Raw genomic sequence first — 17,569 nt, 5'->3', positions numbered from 1 at the left:
CACTCCCTTGGGCTCGTAGATCAGGGGTAGATCGCTACGTTCGCAACGTAGAGGCCGCGGGTTCAAATCCCGCCGAGTCCATTTTCCTGTTTTCGTGCTGTGTTCTTCAGGGCCTATAGGCGACCGCAGGTCGCCGGGGGTTTCGAAAGGGGCGCAGCCCCTTCGGTTGGGACAGGGAGGCCGCGGGTTCAAATCCCGCCGAGTCCATTTCTCTTTCTGCTTGATAGCACATTTTAAGAAAGCTTTCACTATTTCGTAACAGGATATTCCCATAGGCGACCGCAGGTCGCCCGGGGTTTCGAAAGGGGCAGAGCCCCTTCGTTTGAGACGAGCAAAGCCCCTTCGTTTGAGACGGGCAAAGCCCCTTCGCTCAGCGTCCCCTTATTCCTCCTCCTCATCCTCCTCCACCTGCTGGCGCGCGATCCGCTCTTCGCCCTTCTTTGAGGTCTCGTGCTCCGCCCGCGGCCTCGGGGTCTCGGGTGCCCCCGGCGGGCGGCTGGGTGCCCGCCCCTCGTCAGCAAGTTCGGCCGGGACCGGGCTGTAGACGATGTCGGTCCCTCTGTCCTCGAACGGCACCTCCTCGGCAGGCCCCTCTTCCCGCTTTCGTCTCCGTTTTTCCTCCAACTGCATCACTCCCGGGCGGTCGCGGTCTCAGCCTGGACTGCCCGGGTGGGCCTCAGCCCGGGAATGTAAAAAGATGTCGAAGGGTGGTGTGTCGCCCCCCGCTCACCGGCGCCGGAGATAACACGCGACCCCGGCTGCCCCAATGGCAAGGAGCCCGATGAGTGCCCCCTCCCCGCTCGCCAGGGTCGGGGTAGGTCTGGGCGTGGTGCTCTCCCGGGGCTCTTCTGCTGCCGCCGGCACCGGGGCATCGGCTGTCCGGAAGATGAAGGCCCGTTCACCCGCGCCCGCCGCGAGGTAGTCGCCGCTGTCCGAGAGGGCGATCGCCCCGGCGAGAGCCCCGGCGTCAAACGACCAGCGCATCTCCCCGCCACTGTTCCAGAGATGGACGGTCCCATTGGCGGTCCCGGCCGCGGCAGCCTCGCCCCGCCGGGAGATGTCCACGGCGAGGACGTCACTTCCCGTCCGGTTCTTCCAGAGAAGGCCCTCGTCTGGCCGGTAACAGTCCAGATCGCCGCCTTCCTTCCCGACGACCGCGAACCGTCCGTCCCCGGAGAGGGCGAGCGCGAGGATCGGCGCTCCGGTGGGTGTCGCCCGGGAAAGTATCCCCGCCCGCCTGTAAATCTGGAGAGCGCGGTCCTGGCCCCCGGCGGCGATGACCGCCCCATCACGGGAGACGTCGACCGCGGTGACCGGACCGTGGGCGAGCGCCTGCCATATCACGTTCCCCCGCCTGCCGAAGTAGTAAACAGCCCCGCTATCGCTCCCGGCAACGACGTAGTTGCCGTCCTGAGTGAGGGCGACGGACGAGATAGTCCCGGCAGATGCCCTGGCTCCCGTCGAGAAGTTCCAGCCCTCTTCGCCCCGGTGATCATAGAGGGTGAGGCGATCGCTCCCGACCGCGAGGGTCAGGCCGTCCCCGGAGAAAGCGAGGCCGCGTGCGGGCCCTCTGACACTCCGGGTCCAATGGGTGTTGCCCTCACTGTCGAGAAGGAGGAGATCGCCCGTCTCGGTCCCGGCGGCGATGTAATCCCTGGCCCCGGCGACTGCGACCGTGGTTACGGGGCTCCCGGCGCTCACGTTCCAGGAGACCGTGCCGTCCTGCTGGAGGCAGATGATCCTCCCTTCAGCCGTCCCGGCGACCATATATCTGCCGTCTGCGGTGATCGCGACATCGTTGACGATGCTTCCTGTCGATACACTGTGGTACGTGGCCTCTGCCCCGGTCACCACCGGGATCATGATGGCGAGCAGGGCGATGATCAGCGCTGTTCTTCTCATGGTCTGCCCCTCCGCGGAAGCGTATTCGCGGAATAATTCTACTTTCTCGGGCGCATTCTAAAACTGTTTCGAAATAGAGCGTTGTTGCGTAACGTTGAAGCCACCAAGCGCACTACCAGCCACTCGAATGAATCAGACGGAGAACATATCACAGGAAGCGGCCTCCCGCTTCAGGCAGGGCTACAACTGTGCACAGGCGGTCGGTTCGGTCTTCGCCCGCGACGCCGGGGTGCCTGAAGAGACCATCCTCCGGGCGGCCGCCGGGTTCGGCGCCGGGATGGCACGTACAGGGGGTGCCTGCGGGGCTGTATCCGGAGCGGTCCTTACCATCGGACTCATCGTCGGAAGCACCGATTGCGACGAAAAAGAGGCGAAGGAGAGGACATATGCTCTCACCCGGGAGTTCATCACCCGGTTTGCCGAACGAAACGGTTCTGTCTCCTGCACCGAACTCCTCGGGTGCGACCTCTCGACCGCCGGGGGGCAGGCGCGGGCCCGCGAACAGAACATCACCCGGATTCTCTGCCCCGGGTACGTCGGTGACGCAGTCGAGATCCTCAAGGAGGTCCTCGCGCCCGTCACTTCCGGGCGGCCAACCACCGGGTGAGCGGCTCGGGCAGGAACGGCAGCCCGAACAACCGTGAAAGGTCGGCGGGCCTGAGGTTCTTTGCCGCGAGAGCCCGCTTCTCGATGAGGTGCCAGGAGAGGAACGCGAGAGTGAACGTCACGGCAAACGAGAGCCCGCAGAGCGCCGGGAGGGTGAGCGCGTTCCCCGTTACCCCGATGACGGTCTGCTGGATGGGGTAATGGTAGATGTAGATGCCGTAGGAGAAATCCCCATGCCGCCCGAAGGTGTTCAGGAACGGGACCGGGAGGTGTGCGGCATAGACTGTGAGGTAGGGGATGGCGATCATCCCGGCGACGGTCAGATAGGGCGTCAGGGCCGAGAGCCCGAGCAGCAGGAGCAGCGCTCCGGCGATGGCGGGCCGGTAGGCGATCCGCTCCCGGTGGAGATAGAGGTAGGCCCCGATGAGGAAGTAGAGGGTGAACCGGATCTTCGACATCCGGGGGTCGTCGAACCAGGCCATCCAGAGCAGGACGTTGATCCCTGCGAGGGCCACGAGAGCGCCCTGCCGGTGCAGGAGCCCGGCGATCCCGAGGGCCGCCACGACCCCGTACATGAAGACCTCAAGGGGTATCGTCCAGAGCGAGCCGTTGACGTAGGTCCACGGATTCTCCTGGAAGAGGCGGATCGCCGACCCGTCTTCAAAAAACGGGACGGTCGCGAGCCCGGCGGGGGAGAAGAGGGCCGAAAAGTACTCCCCCGGTGAGAGGGACGTCATCACCGGGCCGATGACGAAGAGCGTGATGAGGATTGCGGGGATAAGCCCGGGGACCACCCGGAGGAATCGTTTCCAGGCGAACCGGAGCGTTGAAGAGGTCGATTCCCAGCTCGCCGTGATCAGGTAGCCGCTGGTGACGAGGAGGACGGCAAGTCCCGCCTGTCCCATGAGCGCGAGTGGGTCGTACATCCCTATGCCGACGTAGCCGAGCCTGAGGGCGTAGGCGTGGGTGACGACGACCGCCACCGCCGCAGCGAACCGCAGGAAGTCGAAGTTGTTCGAGAACCGCCCCCCGGGGATGCTCGCGCCTCCCAGGACCGCTCCCGGGTGATCTGTAGTCATGGCGATAAAATCCTTTTCTCACTATACAGTGGGAATTATTATATAATTAGTTAAAATATTCTCATCCATGGACCCGCTGGTTGTCGCCACGTTTGCCATCGTTGCCCTGCTCGAGATCATCGTTCCGCTCGCTCTCGGCTACTGGATCGTCAAAAGATTCGGCCTTTCATGGCGGGTCTTCATCCTCGGCGCCCTCTTCTTCATCGTCGTACAGATTGTCCACGCGCCGCTCGTCATCGTGACGCAGACTCCACTCTACCTTGCCGTCCTCCCGTTCGGCACGACAGCGGCGGTTGCCGCCCTCGCCGTCTACCTCGGCCTCATGGCCGGGCTCTTTGAGGAGATCGGGCGCTACCTCGTCTACCGCTATCTCTTCCGGCGCCAGGACATCGCCCTCACCCGCGAGAACGGTCTCCTCTTCGGGGCCGGCTGGGGCGGCGTCGAGAGTATGATCGTCGCCCTGATCGTCCTTGCCGGCATGCTCTCCTACATCGTCATCACAAGCGACGGGGGAGTCCTCCCCCTGCCCGACGACCCTGCCGTCCAGGCAGAGGTCGAGGCCGTCCGGGCCCTTACCCCGCTCGATATCCTGCCCGGGCTCGCCGAACGGATGATGACGATCACGTTGCATATCGCCTGGTCGCTGATGGTGCTTGCCGCCGTCATCTATGGTAAAAAGGTGCTCCTCGCGCTTGCCATCCTCTGGCATGCCGCCGTGGACGCCGCCGCTGTCTACCTTGTCCAGATGCAGGGAATCTGGGTGACCGAGGCGGTGATCTTCGTCTTTGCGCTCGCTGCTCTCGCGTATATCCTGTGGGAGTGGCGGCGGATGGGGGTAAGGGCCGCCTCCTAACCCTTCCACTCGTGCAGGTATCCCCGGCGTTCGAGTGGCTTTTCGTCCGCGAGGACCGCCCGTTCCTCTATGACCTCCCCGATGATGTGCGCGGTGACCCCCGGAACCGGGAGAATGTCCGGCGGAGCGGTGAAGAGGAGCTCGAAATCCCCCCCGCCGTAGAGCGCGAGTTCCTGGGCCTCGTCGTCCGGGACCCCGGCCGGGAGCGGGAGACGGGCGGTATCGATGGAAAACCCGCAGTTGTTCACCGCGAGAAGGTCATACAGCGAGAGGGCAAGGCCGTCGGAGATATCCATCATCGCCGAGACCCCGGCATGGCCGAGGGCCCGCCCCTCCCTCACGCGAGGCTGCGGTTCGAGAAGTTCTCTGATATGCCGGTCGTAGCCGAGGAGGGCGGCCTGGGCCTCGCCGAGCGGCCCGGTGACCGCGACGACGTCGCCCGGCCGGGCTCCCCGCCTCCGGACGAGGTACGCTGGGGCGACAGTCCCGAGCCCCGTGCTCACGATCGTCAGTTCGCCGTGGGCGTCGAGATCCCCTCCCGCGAGTTCGGCGCCGAACGTCGTGCAGCAGTCCCGGGCACCCTCCATGATGCCGCGGAGGCGCTCCGGCCTATCAAGGCCAACCGCGAGGAGCACCTCGCCCGGCGCGGCACCCATGCTCGCGATATCCGAGAGCGTGACGGCCGTCGCCATCCAGCCGATCTGCCAGTCGGTCATCCCGGTGGGAAAATCGGTCGTCTCGTGGAGCATATCGGTGCTCGCGACCATCGCGAGGTCGCCGCAGGGGATGACGGCGCAGTCGTCTGCAAGGCGCTCCGGGTCGATGATCGTCCCGATAAGCCGGTGCAGCCCTCGCTCATCCACCGCGGCGCACCTCCTTCTCCCGCTCGCTCCGGTACTCCTTAAAGAGATACTCGACCCGCTCGGCCTCCTGCTCCCGGAGAAACTCCTTCTGCTCCTCCTCCCACTCGCGGATCGCCTTCTCGACGACCCCTGTCTTTGCCGCCCCGGTCCTGCCCCGGATCTCCGGGCCGACGGTATCTGCAGGGAGGAGGGGAAGATCTACCTCTCGTGCGACCCGGACCAGGTGCGGGTCGGGGCGCTCCCCGTCGATGACCAGCGCCCGCACCCCCGTCCCCGCAAGGTCTTTGACCACGCCCCGACCCCAGCCGTGGGCCTGCGGGATGTAGAGGATATCTCCCGCCGATATGCCGATCCCCTCCTGGAGGCCCCGGACCCCCTCGCGGGTGAGGGAGTCGAGGACCTTGAGCGGGGTGTAGTCCTCGGAGACCTCGATCTTCGCGACCGTCTGCATCCGTTCCAGGCGTTTCTTCAGTTTGCGGGACCGTCGCCGCTCTCCGCGGAGCTGCTCGCGCAGGCTCTCGATGGTCGCGTCTTTCGTCGCCAGCTCCGCGTCCCGCTGGATCTTCCGCTCGGTCGCGGAACGTGCCCGGCGCAGGCCCTGCCGCAGTCGCTCCACCTCACGATCACGCTCCCGGAGGTCCTCCTGCAATTCCTGGACGTAACTCCTGAGCCGTTTGACCATCCCGTCGAGCGCCATCACCCGCTCGTCCTCGACCGGCCGTTCCGGGGCGGGGGCTGCCGGTTCGACCTCCTTTGGCGGGGGCGGGGTCCCCTGCAGGTCCGCGAGCACCGTATCGAGCGGCTGGCCCCGGAGCACCCGCGCCCGGACTTCGTCAAGGTCGACTCCCGGCTTGACTCGTTTGGCGATGTTCCGGAACTTGTTCTGGAGACTCCGGTAGGCGTCCAGCGCCGCCGAGAGCGAGTCGCGCTCGTGGTCGTTCGTGTAGGAGAATGGGGCGGTCAGGGCATACTTCGTCTCCACCGAGAGCGACTGCTTCGGGGTGTAGGGGATGGCGTTGAACGCCCGCCGGATCTTCTCGACCGAGTAGGGCATCTCGCGGACGTCGGAGGCGATGATGAGCGGCTTTCCCGCGCGATAGAGTTCCTCGATGATATCGGACATCGTCATCTGGCGGGAACTCGAGAGAAGGACCAGGTTGCCGTCGAGGTCGACGGCGGCGATCCCGGTCGTCGTCCCCGGGTCGAGCCCGACGATCAGGTAGCGGGGACGGCTGGAGAGCGGTTCGAATCGTATCCGGTCGAGTTCTCTTCCGGCTACCCGGACCTGGACGTCGGCGCCCCGGGAGGAATGGACCGGGACCATCTCCCGGGGGGCCTTGACCCGGAAGGCGACCCGGGAGAATCCCCCGAAGGCTTTTGTCTCCTTCTTCTCGTAGTCGAGGCCGGCGCCCCGGAGCCGCCCCTCGATCTCCCGGGCCTTCTGCATCACACCGCCGTGGATCTTCCGGGCATAGCGGTTCTGGCTCCACCCGCCCCGGCCGGGCGATCGGTGCCTGCTCACCACGATGTCGGTGGTGTTCTCAAACGCGATCACCTCGACGCCCGCTCCGAGCGCGGCCACCCGGGCGGTGGTCCGTGCCTCTGCGTAGGGGTCGAACTTGTTGAAGCTGATGTTGTAGCGGGCTGCGACCTTCGGGAGACTCTCTGTGCGCTCGCCGCCGGTCACCTGGACGAGTTTTGTTGAGGGCGGGAGTGACTGGAGGAAGGCGTAGAGTTCGCTCCGGTCGGCGGCGATCTCCTGGATGCTGTCCACCGCGAGGATATCGGGCTCTTCGGCGGCAAGGAGGCGCTGGAGCCGGAACCCGGTGACCTCCTCGACGTCAAAAACCTCGCCGTCTTCCACCCGGGCGAGGGCGTAGACGGGCCGCCGGGTGCGGGAGCGTACCGAGCCTTTGATGATGTCGATCCCGAAGACCTTCACTCCACCACCCGTGCCAGTGCTTCGTCGAAGGCGTACTCGAGGCCGTATTTCCGTTTGAAGTACTGGAGGATGTTCTCGATGTCCCGCCTGAGGATCTCGTCGGCGTTCGGATGGGCGGTCTCCACCCACTGGGGCCAGTCGATCAGCCAGCACTGCCCCTCGTCGACCATGACGTTGAACTCGCTTAAGTCGCCGTGGACGATGCCGAGGCGGTATGCTTCGCGGATGTTGTCGAGGATCTCGTCGAGGATCGGCCGGGGTTCCGCCAGGGTCGCCCGCGAGAGGTTGACGCCGGGGACAAACGACATCGCCACGACGTGCCGGTTCTGGTCGATGGGGAGCGGCACCGAGACGGCGGGGTGGAGGGTCTTCAAGGCGTCATACTCCATCTTTGCCGAGTTGCTGGAGGCGAAGATCCAGGGGCAGTGCCCGGCCTCCGGCATGTAGCCGCGCTTCAGACGGGCCGACTGGAACGACCGCTGTCCGACACGGTGGAACTTGAGCACCACGACCCCGAGCCCCATCGCCTCGTAGACCTCCGACTCCTTCCCGACGCCGATCAGGGTCCCGAGCGCCTGGACAGTGCCCCGGCGGGTGAGGGTATGGAGGGCAAGGCTGTCGTAGCCGTTGAAGACAAGGGCATAGCCCTCGTAGGGAACCTTCTCGTACCTGACCATGTCCATGGCCATCAGCCTGCCCAGCCGGTAGGAGATCTCGGACTCCGAGAACCTGGTGGCCGACTTGAGCACATCGAGCGGCACCCACCGGTACCGGCGCATGAGGCGTTCGAGGGCGAGCAGGATCCGGAGTTCGTAGGCGTGCAGGGATCGCACGTATTCTGCAGGAACAGGCATCTTCTACACCATTTATGTGGGCCGGTGATAAAAGGATGATCGAGAAGACATGCAGTGCAGCAAGTGCCGCCGCGACGCGGTCATTTTCCAGCGATACTCGGGGCTGCATCTCTGCGAGCAGCACTTCAACCGCGATTTCGAGGCGAAGGCGAAGCGGGCAATCCGGGAGCACCGCTGGATCAGGCCGGGAGATACGGTGGCGGTGGCGCTCTCGGGGGGCAAGGACTCGAGCGCCGTCCTCTTCTTCCTCCACCGGCTCCTCGGCGAGCGCCGGGATGTCCGGCTGATGGCGATCACCGTGGACGAGGGGATCAGCGGCTACCGCGACCCGAACCAGGCCCGGGCGATCGCAGACAGCGTCGGCGTCCCCTGGGTGACGGCCTCATTCGTCGAAGAGTACGGGATCACGCTCGACGAGATCGTGGGCCGGAAAGGGACGAATCTCTCCTGCTCCTACTGCGGGGTGCTCCGGCGGGCGTTGATGAACCGGATCGCCCGGGAGCATGGGGTTACGAAGTTCGCCTACGGGTTCAACCTGGACGACGAGGCCCAGTCGGTCCTGATGAACGCCCTCCGGGGCGATGCCCCCCGGCTCACCCGCCCCATGCGGGAGGTGGCGGGGATGGTCCCCCGGATCAAGCCGTTCATGTACATCCCGGAGCGCGAGGTGGCGCTCTACGCCTTCCTCCACGTCGAGGGGTTCGACCTTGCAGGATGCCCCTACGCGGGCGACGCTCTCCGGGGGGATGTTCGCGGGATCCTTGACGACTACACCTACCGCCACCCGGCGACGAAGTATTCCCTCGTCAACCTCGGTGAAGCCCTCCGGGAGCCGGAGAGACTGCTCCCGGAAGAGGGGTTCCGGGTCTGCGAGAGGTGCGGCGAGCGATGGGCCGCAGGATGCGACGTTCCGACGGAACGGAGCAGGAGCACCGAGGGTGCGGGGCCGGAGCTTGAGAAACCCGAAGGGTTTCGAGCGTCGTGCGGGAAGGTCTGCCGGGCGTGCCAGGTGCTTGATGAGGTTCGGAAGGAAGACTGATGGAGACGAGGCGCATCTATCGGTGGCGGGGAGCAGAACTGTCCAGATGGTGAAGTTGCCCGGTGCAGTGGACCGCAGGACATTTCCGTCGGGTAAACTGGCCGAAGGGCCAGAGTTCGAGAAGACCATCGGCCTTTGAGTCAGGAGCTGGAACACCGGAGGTCCGAGGGGGCATGCCCTCTCCCTCCTCCATTGAGTACGATATGCCTGTAACCCCCACCGCCCGCGCTTCGCGCTCCTCCCGCCCCCTTCCCGGGGGCGGGCAGTGCGTGGCGATATCCGGTGCAAATCCGTAGATGGTGTTCGTTGAGGGAAAAAACGGGTGTTGTAGAGATTGAGCGGTATCCGGCCACTGCCAGAGATGCCTCTCTACCGCATGACCAGGCATCCGCCGGTCACGTCGGCGAAGATCTCCATGAACTGCTCGGGGTGGTTCAGGAACGCAACCGACCGGGGCCGCCCGATGAGATCGTAGAGCCCGACTTCTTTCTCGATCCCGAGTTCCGGGACCTCCACCGGGTTGCAGTAGCGCACCGGCGGGGCGCCGGGATAGTGGGGGTTCTTCACCAGCGCCCCGCCCTCCATCTCGTAGTAGGCGGCTCCTCTCAGGTCCGCGTAGGGGCCGTAGTTGCTTGAGAACTCCGACGAGACGAGGTTCGCCATCACGAGGTCCTCCCTCCCGGGGTTGATGGTCACGTGGCCGTACCCCGGCGGGATCAGGATCTTATCACCGGCGGTGCCCTCGATCATCACCACGTCGTCGGCATTCCGGGTCTGGAGGAGGTAGTGCCCCGTCCCCTCGAGCACCTCGTAGATCTCCGGGTAGAGTTCCCCCGCAGGGTTCTCGGTGTGGTAGTGCCCTTTTGTCTTGACGTACTCCCCGCAGAGGGTCCGGGCAGGAATGACGGTGATGTCGTAACGGACGTGGTGCTGCCGGAGCCATTCCCGGTCGCTCTCATTCCGGGCGAGGTCCCGGTACATAAAATAGAGGGGCTGTTCGGAAGTGCAGCCGGGATCTGCAAGAACCTCTTGCATCTCCTCGATCGTCCTTGCCTGCGGCTCCGGTTTAGGCCCTTCCCAGTACCCGTTCATTACCTTTTCTTACGGTACACGAATATATAATACCCTGCTCCGATTACGACAGCCGCAATAACAACGAGGAAGACCGGATTCGTAAAGATACTCCCCTGTCTTGGCTCGAGCGCGACTGTCACCTTCATGGTGTCTGATATCTTGCTGTTGTCGAGATCGTCACGGTAGCGGATCTCGGAGTCGATCCCGTATTCCTTCTCGGTGGCGTCGCCGTCGACGTTCACCTCGAACCGTGCCGTCGCGGTCTCGCCGGGGGCAAGGTCGCCGAGGAAGGCGGTGTCGTCGCTGCTGGTGAAGGGGTTGACGGCGCTGATCCGGGCCTGGGCGTTGTAGACCGTCGCGGCCCCGGTATTCTTGTACACGACCTCAAGGATGCTCTGGCTGCCCGGGCTGAGTCTCGACATCGGTGAGACGACCTCAAAGGCGATCTTGCCGCCGACGGGAAGTCCGATCGTCGCCGGCCGGGAGGTCACGGCCTTCCCTTCGTAGTCTTCGTAGGCGACCGTGATATCCAGCGGGTATGACTGGGGTTCGGCGCTGTTGGCAACCGAGACCTTGAACTTCACGTCCACCGTCTCTCCCGGCTCAAACGTTCCGATGTAGGCGTTGCCGTCGGTGGGTATGAGCGGGCTTTCGCCGTTCCTCACAACCTTAGCGATGGCGTTATTTGCCACGTCGTGTCCGATGTTCTTCAGGGTCAGGTGGACGTAGCCTTCCGTCCCGACGTTCAGCGACTCGGAGCGGACATCAAGAACCTCGACCTGGAGATCGGGTGTCACCCGGACCTCAAGAGGCAGGGTCTCTGTCTTCTTCTGGTAATTGTAGCGAAGAAGATCGCTCCCATACTCTTCGGCATCCCGCAGGTAGGTGTAGGTCACCTCAAGCGGCAGCACGTAGGTGCCCGGCTCTGCAGAATCCGCCACCTTCACGTTGAACGTGGCGGTCGCGGCGGCGCCACCCATGATGTCGCTCAAGAACTGGGGGTCCGTCTTGACGGTGAACGGCGCATCTCCGCTCTTGAGTGCTGCAGTGGCCAGTTTTGCAGTGTTCGGCTGATCGTCGGGGGTGATGAGCGTCGAGCCGACGATCTTGTGGGTATTCAGGCCGCTATTGGCTATGTTCACTGTCAGGGCAGTCTCAGCACCTGGTGCAAACTCATTGGTGCCGGCGATCGTCGCCGACAGGTCCGGGTTTCCATAGAGGTACTTGACTCCTTGCGCCGACACCGGCACAGCCAGGAGTGCCAGCAGGAGGAGCATTATCGGTACGTATTGCCAACGCATCTCGTCACCTTGTTGTTATAGTAGCAACAACATTTATCCCTGGAGGGTATATATACATGATGGCATGACCGCTCCCCGTGATATTCCAAATGACCTCATCGAATCTCTCCGATCACTGGGACTTACGAAGTATGAGGCCCTCGTGTATATCGCCCTCCTCCGGGTGGCGGGGGCGACCGCGACGGAGATCCATGAGACTTCCGGGGTTCCGCGCGCATCCGTCTACCCGGTTCTTGATCGGCTCGTCCGCAAGGAACTTGTCAGCGTCTCCCACACGACGCCCAAACGGTTTGACGCGGTCCCCCCCGACCGTGGGGTCCGAAACCTGATGCGCCGGATCGAGACCGATGCGGAGAACGCCCGGACTGCTCTTGACGCGATCTACCGGGAGAAAGGTCCGGAGGGCCGGGGCAACCGGGAACTGATCTGGACCATCTACGGGGAGGAGAATATCAAAACCCGCCTTACAGAGATGTTTCGGAGCGCTGAACTGAGCGTGGAGATGCTGGTGACGTGGGATCTCCTCCGGGGGAGCGTACTCACGCTGCTCGAACCTGTTCCCGACACCGTGCGGATCGATATCGTTACCGAGTGCTGGGAGGGCGAGCCGCCATCCCGGTTCAGTGTCCATCTCCTTCCCCTTACCACGCTGCGCGAGACCTGTTCCACGCCCGGGAACCCGCTGCCGTACCAGAGCTCCGGTGTCTTCCTGGTCGACGATGCGCGGGCGCTGCTCTGGACGGGGTTGAACGGCGAGCAGCCCTCGGCCCTCTACTCGGAGTCTGCAGGACTTGTCCAGTTTGTGCGGCGGCACATCACCAGCGTCAGGGAGTGGGCGAGGGCTACGGGTCAGTAATCGTCCAGGTAGCCCATCTCCTGGATATCGATCAGCCCTTTGAGCGCCCGGGTCACGACCGGTCGCCCTGCCTCCCTGACGGCTGCCATCGCGTTTGTGCCACCGACGATTGCCACGCCTACATACTGCGGGCTTACCGGGACACCGAGCAGCGGGACGTTCGGGGCGCCGACGTCGAGAATACCCGAGAACCCGATGGCCGCAAGTTCGTCAAGCACCGTTCCCATGAGTTGCTCGGCCTCCATGTGGCACTCGCGGATGTTCGCGAGTATGTTGCCGTTCCCGTGACGCATGACGTCGAGAATTGATGTGGTTTCCTGGGAGATCAGGACTTCCAGGGGATCGAGCGTGGTGTCGCGGTAGAGGATCATGCTCGTGAACCGCCGGGCGACCCTCCCATCGACCTCGACGATCCCGCCACCGATCGGGCTCGCCGGGATGCCGCGCTGGAGGAGGAGGGCATCGAGCGTGATGCTGCACATCGTGCAGATGGCGTGCCGGCCTTCCGGCACGGTGTAGCCGCCGATCTGCTCTCCCGGTCCGGCGATCCGGATGCGGTCGCTGATGGTGATACCGGTCTTGTGGGCCTCTTTCACGATGGCGAGCGCGAACTCGAGGTCGTGGCTCTCGATGAGCGAGAGGTTGTAGATGATCTTCCCGGCATCCTCCTCCGGACGATAGGTCACCCTGAGCGCGTACTCCTCGATGCGGTGGTTGGTAAACTTCAGGGGGACATGCATTATCAGATCTCTTGTGCGGCAGGGGAAAAAGAGTTACCTCAGGAAGCGTTCGAGATGCGAGACTGCACTCTTCGGGTGGGAGAGTGCTTCCGATAAATTAGCCGGCCGGCGCGTACGGTGCATCGATGAAAACTGGAGGAGTCTGAGCATCGGGAAGAGCGCAGGTTATCTCACCATGGATCGGATGATAACGCATTAGAGCCCCTTAGCCGCCTCTTTAAGGGCAAAACCAAACGCGAGCTCGTCCAACGAGCCGTTGGGTCGATCTCAAACCCCCTCCGGGCACAGGGGCTGTCCGCCCCTCTTCACCCCTGATTTTGAAAGGGAAAAGTTGTTCTACCTGCCTGTGATATTGTACGGTGAATGGAGAGTGGGACCCGGGAGAAAGCCCGGAACGTGCTGAAGCGGATCTTTATGGCGGCCTCCTACGATATCAATGAGGTCGGCGAACCGCTGGAACTGGACTTCTCGGCAATCGGGAGCGAAGATGCCCTGGTGGTGCTCTGCTCCGACGACCCGGAGACGATCGAGTATTTTGATTCGATGACCTATCAACTGCGCACCGGCGACGGTGACCCGGTCTGCCGGAAACTGCTGTTCACCCTCGCTCCGGGGGTACAGACGGAGGACTGTATCCGGTGGGGTGCGGACGAGTTCGTCCGGTATGCGGGCCAGGCTGCCCTTGCGGAGGTGCTCGGGCAGACCCTGGTCCTGGACTTCGGCTGCCCTGCCCCGGTGACCCGGAGCAAGCCGGCGGCAGACTTCGTCCCCGTGGTGGAGGAGGAACTGGAAGCGGGACCGGAGTTGCCCCACCTCCCCGTCCAGGTCACCGAGAAACGCGCCTCCGGCATCGCCGGGCTGCACGGGTCTGCGAAGTGCCGGTTCATCCCCTACTGGAACTATCACTACGTGAGCAGCGGCGAGCGGGAGGTAAAAGACCGGCTGGTCTCCTTTGATTCCGAAGGAACCGGGGCCATCAACGCTATCAACGGCCTGAAGATGGAGATTGACCCGGACACCATCAAGCGCGGGGCGGTCCCGTTCGGCTCCGAGATCGTGCCCGCCCGGCTCGTGCGGGAGGACGTCGAGGAGCAGCTTGTCCGGGACGTCATTGACCGGCTCACCCAGCGGGTGCGGTTCCGATACGAGAAGGGCGACGCCATCTTCTACGAGGAGAAGACTCTCAAACCCGACCGGAACAACATCCAGGTCGACCTTGAGGTTGTCTACGTCCCGGTCTGGCAGGTGCGCGGAGGGAGCAAGATTGTTGAGGTCAATGCGTTCACCGGCGAGGTCCTCTCGATGCCGATGGACGAGGGCGTCGAACTTCTGTAGGGAACCATGATCATCGTCATCGGCGGCGGACCCGCGGGCAGGCTCGGGGCGATACACCTCGCACAGGCGGGGGCCGAGGTTCAGCTCATCGAGCAGCGCAAGATCGGGGGGCAGTGCCTCCACGAGCGCTGCATGACCGTCTGCGCCTTAAATGATATCGCCCGGCTTCTCGAGTACGCCCGGACCCAGAAGGATCTCGGGATCCTTGACTCGGTCCCGGCTGTCTCCTACCCGGCGATACAGAGAAGGGTCCGCGAGATCCAGGAGAAACTCTCCTCGGTCCTCGACGCCGAGACCCGCCAGGCAGGGGTAGAGGTCGTCTACGGTGCCGAAGGCCGGCTGGAGGGCAGCCGTGTCTTCATCGACGATGAGGAGGTCCGGGCAGACGCGGTCCTCGCGGCCACCGGGTCGCGGGCGGCAATCCCCGAGATCCCCGGCACCGATCGTCCGGGCGTCTACACCTACCGGACGCTCCCTGCGATGCCCGACCTCCCCCGGCGCATGGTTGTCGTCGGCGGCGGGGTGGTGGCGGCAGAGTTCGCCCACATATTCCGGGCATTCGGGTCGGAGGTCGAGATCGTCGCCCGGCACGGGCTGCTCGGAAGCCTCGATCCGAAGCTGCGCTCCGCGGCGCTGCGCGACCTTGCCGGGGTCGGCATCCGTGAAGAGACCGCTATTGCGAGTATCGAGGGCAGCACGAGAGTCCGCTCGGTCCTCCTCGCAGGCGGGGAGGAGATTGAGGCCGATGCCGTCCTGCTTGCCACCGGGCTCGTTCCCCGGTCGGAGTCGCTCCAGGGGCTCAAGAAAGGCCCGGACGGTGCCGTCATCGTTGATTCGTGCATGCGCACGAGTGCCGGGGGCGTCTACGCCGCCGGTGACGTCACCGGCCCGCCCTACCTCACCCCCGCAGCCCGGCGGGAGGGCGTGGTGGCAGCCGAGAACATCCTCGGCCGTCCCACCGTCATGGACTATACCGGGATCCCGCAGGCGATGAGCCTCCGGTACGACTACGCGTTCGCCACGGCCGAAGCCGATGACGGGGGCGTCACCCTCTCGGCCCCCGCTCCCGCAGGCCCCGGCTCGTTCTGGGACGTGGCCAGGGGCTGGGCGGGGCTTGCGCAGGTCAGGGTCGACCCCGGGACCGGTCGGCTCATCGGGGCCGCCGCCGGTGTCCCCGGAGCGTCCATCCTCCTCTCTTATCTCGGCTACCTCATGAAGCGGGGGATAACCGTCGACGACTTCGACGATATCGTCGAGGTCCATCCCTCGACCGATGGTGTCTACGCTCTCGCCCGCTACGCTTCCGGGATGCTCAAGAAGAGAGAGGAGTGATCCGTTCCGGCGGTTAGAGCTGCCGGAACATCTGCCCGAACTTCGGGATAAAATCTTTTTTCCGGGACATGACGCCCTCGAGCCGGACCGGCTGGTCCCGGAGATCCAGTTTGGTGATGCAGGCCTCGTCCCCGGCGGCAAAGAGGTCGCTCGCGTTCGCGAAGACGTTCGTGAAGAGGGCGAAGAAGCAGTCGACACCCATCGTCGTCCGCAGGCGCTCGAGTTCGATCCGGATCTCGTCGGCATGGGTCTCGGCGAACGCAAACGACGACGCCATCACCTGCGAGACCATGATGCTCCGCCCGAAGAGGTTGTAGCGCTTCATGTCCCGGGTGAGAAGTTCTTCTTTGGGGAGGGCATCAAGGTCCATACCCTTCCGGATCAGTTCCGGCCCGAACTCGGCCGGGTCGACCCCGGCAATCCCCGCGAGGTAGTCCGCTGCCCGGATATCCGCGGGCGTGGTCGTCGAGAGTTTCATCACCATCGTGTCCGAGAGGACTCCGGAAAGAAGGAGCCCGGCGGTCGACGGGGTGGGTTCCACGCATGCCTCGATGAACTTGTTCGCGACGATCGTCGATGTCGATCCCACGGGGTCGTTGAGGAACCTCACCGGTTTTAGGGTGGAGATCGCCCCGAGACGGTGGTGGTCGATGATCTCGAGGATATCTGCCTGCTCGATCCCGTCCACGGCCTGGGAGTACTCGTTGTGGTCGAGGAGGATCACCGATTTCTGGACGTCCTGCATCAGAGTCGTCCGGGATATGAGCCCGATGTGCTGCCGTCCTTCCCCGATGACGCATGCAGTCCTGAATTTGGAGTTCGAGACGATGCTCTTTGCGTACTCAAGCGAGTCTTCCATCCGCACCGTGGGGACATCGGTCTCCATGATCATGCTCGCGGGGAGAGAGAGGCTGATCATCTTGCCGACACTGAATGCATCGAGGGTCGTCGAGAGCACCGAGGCTCCTCTCGCCCGGGCGGCGGCGATCACCCGTTCGCCCACCGGCGCCCCTTCGGCGATGATGAGTGCGGCAACTCCTGCCGATATCAGGGCGAGCTGGGCGGGTTCGTTGTCCCCGACGATCGCGATGTCGTCCGGCGTCATCCGGGAGAGGGTGACGTGCAGGGCGTCGATGACGGTGTAGACCCGGCCTTCTCCGAGCGTCTCACGCGCCGAGACAACTGTGCGGGCATCGAGAATGCGTGCGAGGGTCTCAAGCGGCATCGGGATAAGCGAGAGCTGCTCCCGGGGGTTCTTCCGGACGTAGGCCCGGGCGAGGCCGTACTCGCTGACAAGGCCGACCAGGGTCTCGTTCCCGTCCGTGATCGGCATATTTCGCATATCGTAGGTGTCCATCAGGGCAGCGACGTCGACCGTCGGGACGTCCTGTCGGACGCTCCTGGTATCGAGCGGTATATCCGATACCGTGGGCTCGACACTTGCGACGTAGACCGGCGCCTCGGCATTGAACGTCTCGAGCGCAAACCTCGTCTCCGGGCTCACCTCCCCGCACCGGGCGGGGACGTACTTTCCTGGTTCGGTGTGGTTTAAGAGTTCGGCGTAGCCGATGACGCTGCAGATGCTGTCGGTGTCGGGCTGCTTGTGGCCGATGATATAGATCTTGTTCTGTCCCATGTCTCCTCGGAACCCCGATGGGGTGAAGGTTATCTCCAAGAGGTATCGTCCTCTGCCGTCAAAGGCTTTATGCCGGGGCCCGGGAGCAACGTTGAAGTAGACTTCCTCTCAATTTCCCTGTGTGGTACTCGATTGCCCGGCCCCGGTCCAGGCCATC

General features: G+C 64.2%; 16 protein-coding genes and 1 tRNA gene. 7 read left to right on the top strand and 10 right to left on the bottom strand.

All coding sequences use genetic code 11. The features are described from left to right. The first annotated feature begins 9 nt into the window (after window positions 1-9). Window positions 10-81 (top strand) — tRNA-Ala (locus QZ650_RS09190). A 300-nt stretch (window positions 82-381) separates the two neighbouring features. Here QZ650_RS09190 and QZ650_RS09185 read toward each other — a convergent pair. After that, the gene (locus tag QZ650_RS09185; protein ID WP_292520857.1) at window positions 382-630 is read right to left on the bottom strand and encodes a hypothetical protein; all 249 of its coding nucleotides are present in this window, start codon (window positions 628-630) and stop codon (window positions 382-384) included. A 96-nt stretch (window positions 631-726) separates the two neighbouring features. Further along, window positions 727-1,902 carry a PQQ-binding-like beta-propeller repeat protein gene (locus QZ650_RS09180; protein ID WP_292520859.1) on the bottom strand — a complete coding sequence of 392 codons (1,176 nt, stop codon included), beginning with the start codon at window positions 1,900-1,902 and terminating at the stop codon, window positions 727-729. Between the two features lie 127 nt (window positions 1,903-2,029). Here QZ650_RS09180 and QZ650_RS09175 point away from each other — a divergent pair, with 127 nt between their 5' ends. After that, window positions 2,030-2,509 carry a C-GCAxxG-C-C family protein gene (locus QZ650_RS09175; RefSeq protein ID WP_292520861.1) on the top strand — a complete coding sequence of 160 codons (480 nt, stop codon included), beginning with the start codon at window positions 2,030-2,032 and terminating at the stop codon, window positions 2,507-2,509. Here QZ650_RS09175 and QZ650_RS09170 read toward each other — a convergent pair. Further along, on the bottom strand, window positions 2,481-3,587 hold the full coding sequence (locus tag QZ650_RS09170) for an acyltransferase (protein ID WP_292520863.1): 1,107 nt from the start codon (window positions 3,585-3,587) through the stop codon (window positions 2,481-2,483). The two genes, QZ650_RS09175 and QZ650_RS09170, sit on opposite strands and share 29 nt — an antisense overlap. Window positions 3,588-3,654: 67 nt before the next feature. Here QZ650_RS09170 and QZ650_RS09165 point away from each other — a divergent pair, with 67 nt between their 5' ends. Beyond that, the gene (locus QZ650_RS09165) at window positions 3,655-4,440 is read left to right on the top strand and encodes a YhfC family glutamic-type intramembrane protease (protein ID WP_292520865.1); all 786 of its coding nucleotides are present in this window, start codon (window positions 3,655-3,657) and stop codon (window positions 4,438-4,440) included. On the opposite strand, the gene thiL is transcribed toward QZ650_RS09165, so the two are convergent. Genes thiL through QZ650_RS09150 form a run of 3 tightly spaced genes read right to left on the bottom strand, consistent with a single transcriptional unit; the run spans window position 4,437 to window position 8,099 of the window. After that, a complete protein-coding gene (thiL, locus tag QZ650_RS09160) occupies window positions 4,437-5,303 on the bottom strand; it encodes a thiamine-phosphate kinase (protein ID WP_292520867.1) in 867 nt (288 codons plus the stop codon). The two genes, QZ650_RS09165 and thiL, sit on opposite strands and share 4 nt — an antisense overlap. Then, the gene (locus QZ650_RS09155; RefSeq protein WP_292520869.1) at window positions 5,296-7,245 is read right to left on the bottom strand and encodes a DUF460 domain-containing protein; all 1,950 of its coding nucleotides are present in this window, start codon (window positions 7,243-7,245) and stop codon (window positions 5,296-5,298) included. The genes thiL and QZ650_RS09155 overlap by 8 nt, the downstream gene beginning before the upstream one ends. Further along, a complete protein-coding gene (locus tag QZ650_RS09150; protein WP_292520871.1) occupies window positions 7,242-8,099 on the bottom strand; it encodes an RIO1 family regulatory kinase/ATPase in 858 nt (285 codons plus the stop codon). The genes QZ650_RS09155 and QZ650_RS09150 overlap by 4 nt, the downstream gene beginning before the upstream one ends. A 49-nt stretch (window positions 8,100-8,148) precedes the next feature. Between QZ650_RS09150 and QZ650_RS09145 the strand changes: the two genes are divergently transcribed. Beyond that, complete coding sequence (locus QZ650_RS09145) at window positions 8,149-9,138, top strand: ATP-binding protein (protein WP_292520873.1); 990 nt, start codon at window positions 8,149-8,151, stop codon at window positions 9,136-9,138. A 369-nt stretch (window positions 9,139-9,507) separates the two neighbouring features. On the opposite strand, the gene QZ650_RS09140 is transcribed toward QZ650_RS09145, so the two are convergent. Beyond that, the gene (locus QZ650_RS09140) at window positions 9,508-10,230 is read right to left on the bottom strand and encodes a glucose-6-phosphate isomerase family protein (protein WP_292520878.1); all 723 of its coding nucleotides are present in this window, start codon (window positions 10,228-10,230) and stop codon (window positions 9,508-9,510) included. After that, a complete protein-coding gene (locus QZ650_RS09135; RefSeq protein WP_292520880.1) occupies window positions 10,230-11,513 on the bottom strand; it encodes a CARDB domain-containing protein in 1,284 nt (427 codons plus the stop codon). The genes QZ650_RS09140 and QZ650_RS09135 overlap by 1 nt, the downstream gene beginning before the upstream one ends. 64 nt (window positions 11,514-11,577) lie before the next feature. Between QZ650_RS09135 and QZ650_RS09130 the strand changes: the two genes are divergently transcribed. Further along, window positions 11,578-12,369: a TrmB family transcriptional regulator gene (locus QZ650_RS09130; RefSeq protein WP_292520882.1), complete on the top strand. Its 792-nt coding sequence runs from the start codon at window positions 11,578-11,580 to the stop codon at window positions 12,367-12,369. On the opposite strand, the gene QZ650_RS09125 is transcribed toward QZ650_RS09130, so the two are convergent. Beyond that, on the bottom strand, window positions 12,363-13,109 hold the full coding sequence (locus QZ650_RS09125; protein WP_292520884.1) for a DUF128 domain-containing protein: 747 nt from the start codon (window positions 13,107-13,109) through the stop codon (window positions 12,363-12,365). The genes QZ650_RS09130 and QZ650_RS09125 overlap by 7 nt on opposite strands. Before the next feature lie 363 nt (window positions 13,110-13,472). On the opposite strand from QZ650_RS09125, the gene QZ650_RS09120 reads away from it, so the two are divergent. Beyond that, window positions 13,473-14,444 carry a hypothetical protein gene (locus QZ650_RS09120; protein ID WP_292520886.1) on the top strand — a complete coding sequence of 324 codons (972 nt, stop codon included), beginning with the start codon at window positions 13,473-13,475 and terminating at the stop codon, window positions 14,442-14,444. Window positions 14,445-14,450: 6 nt separating this feature from the next. Continuing rightward, window positions 14,451-15,776 carry an NAD(P)/FAD-dependent oxidoreductase gene (locus tag QZ650_RS09115; protein ID WP_292520888.1) on the top strand — a complete coding sequence of 442 codons (1,326 nt, stop codon included), beginning with the start codon at window positions 14,451-14,453 and terminating at the stop codon, window positions 15,774-15,776. Window positions 15,777-15,789: 13 nt separating this feature from the next. Here QZ650_RS09115 and QZ650_RS09110 read toward each other — a convergent pair whose 3' ends face one another. Then, window positions 15,790-17,412, bottom strand: a complete 1,623-nt coding sequence (locus QZ650_RS09110; protein WP_292520890.1) for a putative manganese-dependent inorganic diphosphatase — start codon at window positions 17,410-17,412, stop codon at window positions 15,790-15,792. Window positions 17,413-17,569 lie beyond the last annotated feature (157 nt).

The organism is Methanoculleus sp. (assembly GCF_020696975.1).
In the GTDB taxonomy this organism is placed as follows: domain Archaea; phylum Halobacteriota; class Methanomicrobia; order Methanomicrobiales; family Methanoculleaceae; genus Methanoculleus.
The sequence above is the reverse complement of the archived record's forward strand: the minus strand, read 5'-3'. Positions and strand labels throughout refer to the sequence as shown.

What these genes read in the sequence shown, in the direction of transcription:
- QZ650_RS09170 (WP_292520863.1), bottom strand. Translation starts at nt 3,587, where the DNA reads ATGACTACAGATCACCCGGGAGCGGTCCTGGGAGGCGCGAGCATCCCC.
- QZ650_RS09150 (WP_292520871.1), bottom strand. Translation starts at nt 8,099, where the DNA reads ATGCCTGTTCCTGCAGAATACGTGCGATCCCTGCACGCCTACGAACTC.
- QZ650_RS09180 (WP_292520859.1), bottom strand. Translation starts at nt 1,902, where the DNA reads ATGAGAAGAACAGCGCTGATCATCGCCCTGCTCGCCATCATGATCCCG.
- QZ650_RS09130 (WP_292520882.1), top strand. Translation starts at nt 11,578, where the DNA reads ATGACCGCTCCCCGTGATATTCCAAATGACCTCATCGAATCTCTCCGA.
- QZ650_RS09110 (WP_292520890.1), bottom strand. Translation starts at nt 17,412, where the DNA reads ATGGGACAGAACAAGATCTATATCATCGGCCACAAGCAGCCCGACACC.
- QZ650_RS09185 (WP_292520857.1), bottom strand. Translation starts at nt 630, where the DNA reads ATGCAGTTGGAGGAAAAACGGAGACGAAAGCGGGAAGAGGGGCCTGCC.
- QZ650_RS09120 (WP_292520886.1), top strand. Translation starts at nt 13,473, where the DNA reads ATGGAGAGTGGGACCCGGGAGAAAGCCCGGAACGTGCTGAAGCGGATC.
- QZ650_RS09135 (WP_292520880.1), bottom strand. Translation starts at nt 11,513, where the DNA reads ATGCGTTGGCAATACGTACCGATAATGCTCCTCCTGCTGGCACTCCTG.
- QZ650_RS09145 (WP_292520873.1), top strand. Translation starts at nt 8,149, where the DNA reads ATGCAGTGCAGCAAGTGCCGCCGCGACGCGGTCATTTTCCAGCGATAC.
- QZ650_RS09165 (WP_292520865.1), top strand. Translation starts at nt 3,655, where the DNA reads ATGGACCCGCTGGTTGTCGCCACGTTTGCCATCGTTGCCCTGCTCGAG.
- QZ650_RS09115 (WP_292520888.1), top strand. Translation starts at nt 14,451, where the DNA reads ATGATCATCGTCATCGGCGGCGGACCCGCGGGCAGGCTCGGGGCGATA.
- QZ650_RS09175 (WP_292520861.1), top strand. Translation starts at nt 2,030, where the DNA reads ATGAATCAGACGGAGAACATATCACAGGAAGCGGCCTCCCGCTTCAGG.
- QZ650_RS09140 (WP_292520878.1), bottom strand. Translation starts at nt 10,230, where the DNA reads ATGAACGGGTACTGGGAAGGGCCTAAACCGGAGCCGCAGGCAAGGACG.
- QZ650_RS09125 (WP_292520884.1), bottom strand. Translation starts at nt 13,109, where the DNA reads ATGCATGTCCCCCTGAAGTTTACCAACCACCGCATCGAGGAGTACGCG.